This window comes from Micromonospora sp. NPDC051296, assembly GCF_040682255.1.
In the GTDB taxonomy this organism is placed as follows: Bacteria; Actinomycetota; Actinomycetes; order Mycobacteriales; family Micromonosporaceae; genus Micromonospora; species Micromonospora craterilacus.
In genome coordinates this window covers 1-4,498 of the sequence record NZ_JBFBAO010000473.1, presented here as the reverse complement: position 1 = coordinate 4,498, position 4,498 = coordinate 1, and the positions used below count along the sequence as shown (strand labels likewise).

Annotated in this window: 3 protein-coding genes; 1 reads left to right on the top strand and 2 read right to left on the bottom strand. The window is 69.7% G+C overall.

Translation table 11 applies throughout. The features are described 5' to 3' along the window. On the top strand, window positions 1-596 hold a 596-nt coding region (locus AB0M52_RS31090), incomplete at its 5' end, for a LuxR C-terminal-related transcriptional regulator (protein WP_363961098.1). Window positions 597-623: 27 nt separating this feature from the next. Here AB0M52_RS31090 and AB0M52_RS31085 read toward each other — a convergent pair. Both AB0M52_RS31085 and AB0M52_RS31080 read right to left on the bottom strand, forming a co-directional pair. Next, window positions 624-3,521 (bottom strand): AAA family ATPase, encoded by a 2,898-nt coding sequence (locus AB0M52_RS31085; protein WP_363961096.1) that lies wholly within the window; start codon window positions 3,519-3,521, stop codon window positions 624-626. A gap of 110 nt (window positions 3,522-3,631) precedes the next feature. Next, the coding region (locus tag AB0M52_RS31080) for an AAA family ATPase (protein ID WP_363961094.1) at window positions 3,632-4,498 on the bottom strand (867 nt) is incomplete at its 5' end.

The following is a 4,498-nucleotide window of genomic DNA, read 5'->3' as shown; positions in this document are numbered from 1 at the left end:
GCCTGGCGCTTGAGGTCGGCGAGCGCGACCTGGCCACCACCTCGACCCGTTGTGCCGCCACGACGGCCCAGCCGAGCCGGTTCGACATGGTGGTCACCAGCTGCTGCCAGGCCATGCTCGACGACGACGTCGACGGCCTGCTGGCCCAGTCCGAGCTGTGCCAGCAGTACGGCTGGATGCCGTCTCGAGCCTTCGCGCTGGAGGAGGCCGCCGTCCGGCTGGCGCGCAGCGGCCAGGTCAAGGCCGCCAGATCCGCGCTGACCACCGCGGTACGCCTCTACAGCGAGATGGACGCCGCCTGGCGGATCCGCCGGGCCGACGCCCGCCTGCGCCCCCTGGGGGTACGGCGTGGGCCGGGCGGCGTACGCCAGCGGGCCACCCACGGCTGGGCCGCGTTGACAAAGAGCGAGCAGCGGATCGTCCGGATGATCGCCGAGGGCAAATCCAACCCGGACATCGCCGCGGAACTCTACCTGTCCCGCAACACGGTACAGACCCACGTGTCGCACATCCTGACCAAGCTCGGCATGCGGTCCCGGATCGAGGTCGTCCGGGAGTACCCCCGCCATGCCGAGTTCGCCACGGGATCCGAGTAGCCGCCCGGTCACCAGCTGGCCGCTGGGCTAGGCCGAGCCGACGACGAACTTGGCGATCTCCTGACGTGATCGGCAACCAAGCTTCATCAGGATGTGCGACATATGGGTCTGCACGGTGTTGCGGGACAGGTACAGCTTCGCCGCGATCTCCGGGTTGGATCGGCCCGCCGCTGCGAGCTTCGCCACCGTGACCTCGGACCGGGTCAACGCTTCCCAGCCGGTGCCTGCCCTCAGTCGGGTTCCCCGAGCGCTGCGCCGCACGCCGAACCTCCGCCCGCGCGCCTGAGCTCGACGTATGTCTCGGTGGGCGTCGAGACTCGCGTAGATATCGAGCGCATCGGAAAGGGCGGCCCGGGCCCCGACCAGATCCCGGTCGCGTGCCAATGCCTCGGCCGCGTCCTCGAGTGCCTCCCCCCGCGAGTGGGTACGCCCGGCCCGGTCATATTCCTCGGCCGCGGTCATCAGATGCGCGGCATCCTGGTGGACCAGCCCTCGGCAGTGGCTCGCCGCCGCCAGCTTCGAGGGTTCCGGCCGCTGGGTCGCCTCGGTGACACAAGCCGACGCGGCGACCTCGGCGGTGTCCCGGCGACCGAGGTCGATCGCGAGCCGGACAACGGCCGTGATCAGCACGCACCGATGGGATGTCAGATTCGGGAACGTACCGGAGCCATCTGGATCGAGCAGCGCGAGCAACAGGGCAAGAGCCTCCGCCGGGCGTCCGTCCCGCTCCCCGATCAACGCCCGGGCCGCGCGCAGATTCTCCGAGAACCCTGCCGGGTCGACGGCCAACTCCGTGCCCGCGGCCAGGTATCTGTCGAGCAGCGCGTCGTCGCCCCGATGCACCGCGATCAACGCGCCGATGCCGGCGAGCATCACCCGAGTCGCATTGCGCGGTCCGACAGTGTCGAGTACGGCATCGAGCTCGGGAAGCGCGTCATCCCACCGCCCATTGAGGAAGTTGAACTCGGCCGCCTGCGTCCGCAGGCCGGCAAGGCGCATCGGACTGCCCATCCGCTCGGCCAAGGCCAGTGCCTTTCCCAGTGCCTGCCTGGCTTCCTCCAGGCGATTGAGGTTCCACAACGCGGTGGCCTGAGTCGAGCCGAGCAACAGCCGCAGCTCGGTCGATGCCGGATCGTCACCGACAATTGCCATCCCCCGCTCGACCACCTTCAGTACGGTGACCGAATCGTCCTTGGCGATGCCCGTGGCGCGGGCGAAGGACCACAGCGCCCAGCCGACGGCAAGCCGGTCCGCCGCCTGCTCGCCCTCGCTCTCGGCCTGCCGAGCCGTCGCGAGCGACTCGTCGAGCCGGCCCAGAACCGTGAGGCTATCGGCGTTCAGGGCGAGCGTTCGGGCTCGCCAGTTGGCCGGCATCCGCGCTCCGGCGAGTGCGGTCTGACCGAGTTCCAGCGCCTCCTGGTGTAGGCCGTTGATCATGAACGCGTAGAGGCGCAACCAGGTCATCCGGCCGATCACCTGGGGATCGGTCACGTCGATCAGCAGCGGGATCGCGACCCGGTGGAACTCCGCGTAGTCGGCCATGTTGAAGAGTCCGTCGGCCAGATGCGACTCGATCGCGAGCCGGCGCGGGTCACGATGATCGGCCTGCGCCAGGACCCTGCGCAGCAGCTCGACGGAGACCTGTGGCGCACGCATCGTAATCGAGGGCGCCACCCGGATGAGCCAGTCCAGCACCCAGTCACCGACCGGACCTGGTGCCGACTGGATGTGAGTGACCACATTCTCCGCCGGCTCACCGCCGTCAGCCAGCTTCCGGGCCGCCTGCCGGTGCAGCGCGTGCCGCGTGGCGGCCGGAGTGGATTCGTACAGGGCGTGGTGGATCAGCACGTGCCGGAACCCGATGGTCTCGTCCATGTCGGCCAGCACACCCGCCGCGATCGCCTCCTCGATCACCTCGGACAGGGCCATCGTCGACTCGGCAGTCAGGGCGCTGAGCTGCTCCAGTCGGAACTCGACACCCAACACGGCCGCCGCCCGCAGCACGCGGGTGGTTGGTCCGGTCAGGTAGCCAAGCCCGACCGTGATCGCGGCGGTCAGTGACTTGGGCGCGGAGGCGTCCCCGTCGGAAAGCTCAAGCGTCTGATCGTCAGCGAGCCGGACCCGCTCGCCTTTCATGAGCGCGCCGAGCAGTTCCCGCACATACAAGGGATTGCCGCCTGCCCTGCGGACGAGTGCCCGAAGTCCCACTCCCGGAGGGGCCGACGCGATCTGGCGGACAAGCCGGTCGACCCGCTCGTCGTCGAGCGGATCGAGCGAGATGTCGACGCCGCCGACAGCGGATACCTGACGGCGGAGCCGGACGATCTCATCCCGCCTGGGGACGCGGCGGGCAGCCGCCACGAGCAGCAACGGCATCTGCTGCGTAGCCTCGGCGAGCCTGCCCCACATCGCCAGGGTGGCATCGTCTGCCCATTGCATGTCATCGATCGCCAGGACGACCGGTCCCGACGCGCACATGCGATCCACGAGGAGGATCATCATCTCTGCGGCGGCTGTCACCGCGTTGCCGGAGCGGTCCGGGCCCGCTCCGCGGCCCCACAGCCGGTCGGCGATATCGGCCCGGTCGGAGCCGGTCACCGTCGGATGGATGTGCAGGGCATCGAGAAACGCACGCAGCGGAAAGAAGTCGACGGTGTCCGTGTTGCGCGCCTCGAACAGGCGACTGCCCACGATGTCAATCCTGCTGAGCGCTTCGGCCAGGAACACCGTCTTTCCGATGCCGGGCTCGCCGTCCACCCAGATTGCTCGACCTCGACCGCGAGCGAGGTCCTCGACGACCGCGTCGAACGCCGCGAGCGGTGCCTCGCGGCCGATCAGCATGACCGGCGTCGTTGGCCGGGACCGCGCCACAGGCCGATCCGACGTGAGCCGGTCGTCGATGCTGCCGGCGAAACGGTCAGGCACATTCGCCTCCTCGCCAACCTCGGCGAGTCATTCTAATACTCCAGCCGCATCTGCGAGCCGAGCTGCCGACCGGATCCGAGTAGCCGTCCGGTCAGCAGCTGGCCGCCCGGTCAGCCGCGTACGGCAGCGGCGATGTCGGCGGGTTGGAGGGTCTTCAGCTCCTCGACCGACGGGTCGGTACGACCACGCAGCCGGCTGGCCTGCCGGGTGACCGCCTCGTCCAGCAACTGCCGGGCGTACCGGGCGTTGCCGAACGAGCGGCCACGCGGCACGGCGTCGAAGTGGGTCCGCAGCGCGTCGAGCACCTCCCACGGGCAGTCGTACCCGTTGGCCCCGGCCAGGTTCTGGAAGATCGCGACGAGTTCGTCGGTGGCGTAGTGGGTGAAGTGGATGTGCCGGGTGAACCGGGACTGCAGGCCCGCGTTGGCGTCGAGAAAGGTGGCCATCTCCTCGTCGTACCCGGCGACGATCACGACCACCTCGTCGCGGTGGTCCTCCATCAGCTTCACCAGCGTGTCGATCGCCTCCCGGCCGAAGTCGTTGCGGGCCTCCGGCGGGCTGAGCGTGTACGCCTCGTCGATGAAGAGCACCCCGCCGCGCGCCTTGTCGAACGCCTCCCGGGTCCGGTGTGCGGTGTGTCCGATGTACTCGCCGACCAGGTCAGCTCGGGCGACCTCGACAACCTGTCCGGCGCTGATCACGCCGAGCGCGGCCAGCAGCCGACCGTAGAGGCGGGCGACCGTGGTCTTGCCCGTGCCGGGCGGCCCGGAGAAGACGAGGTGCCGGGAGATCGCCGGTGCGGGTAGCCCGGCCCGGACCCGGGTACGCGCGTTGGCGATCAGGTCGACCAGGTCGGAGACCTCACGTTTGACGGCGGCCAGGCCGATCATGCCGTTGAGGCTGGCCAGCAGCGCGTCCGTCTCGAAGGCGCGCCCCCCGTCGGCGGCCTCGGCCCCGGAAGCGGACCCGCTCGCCGC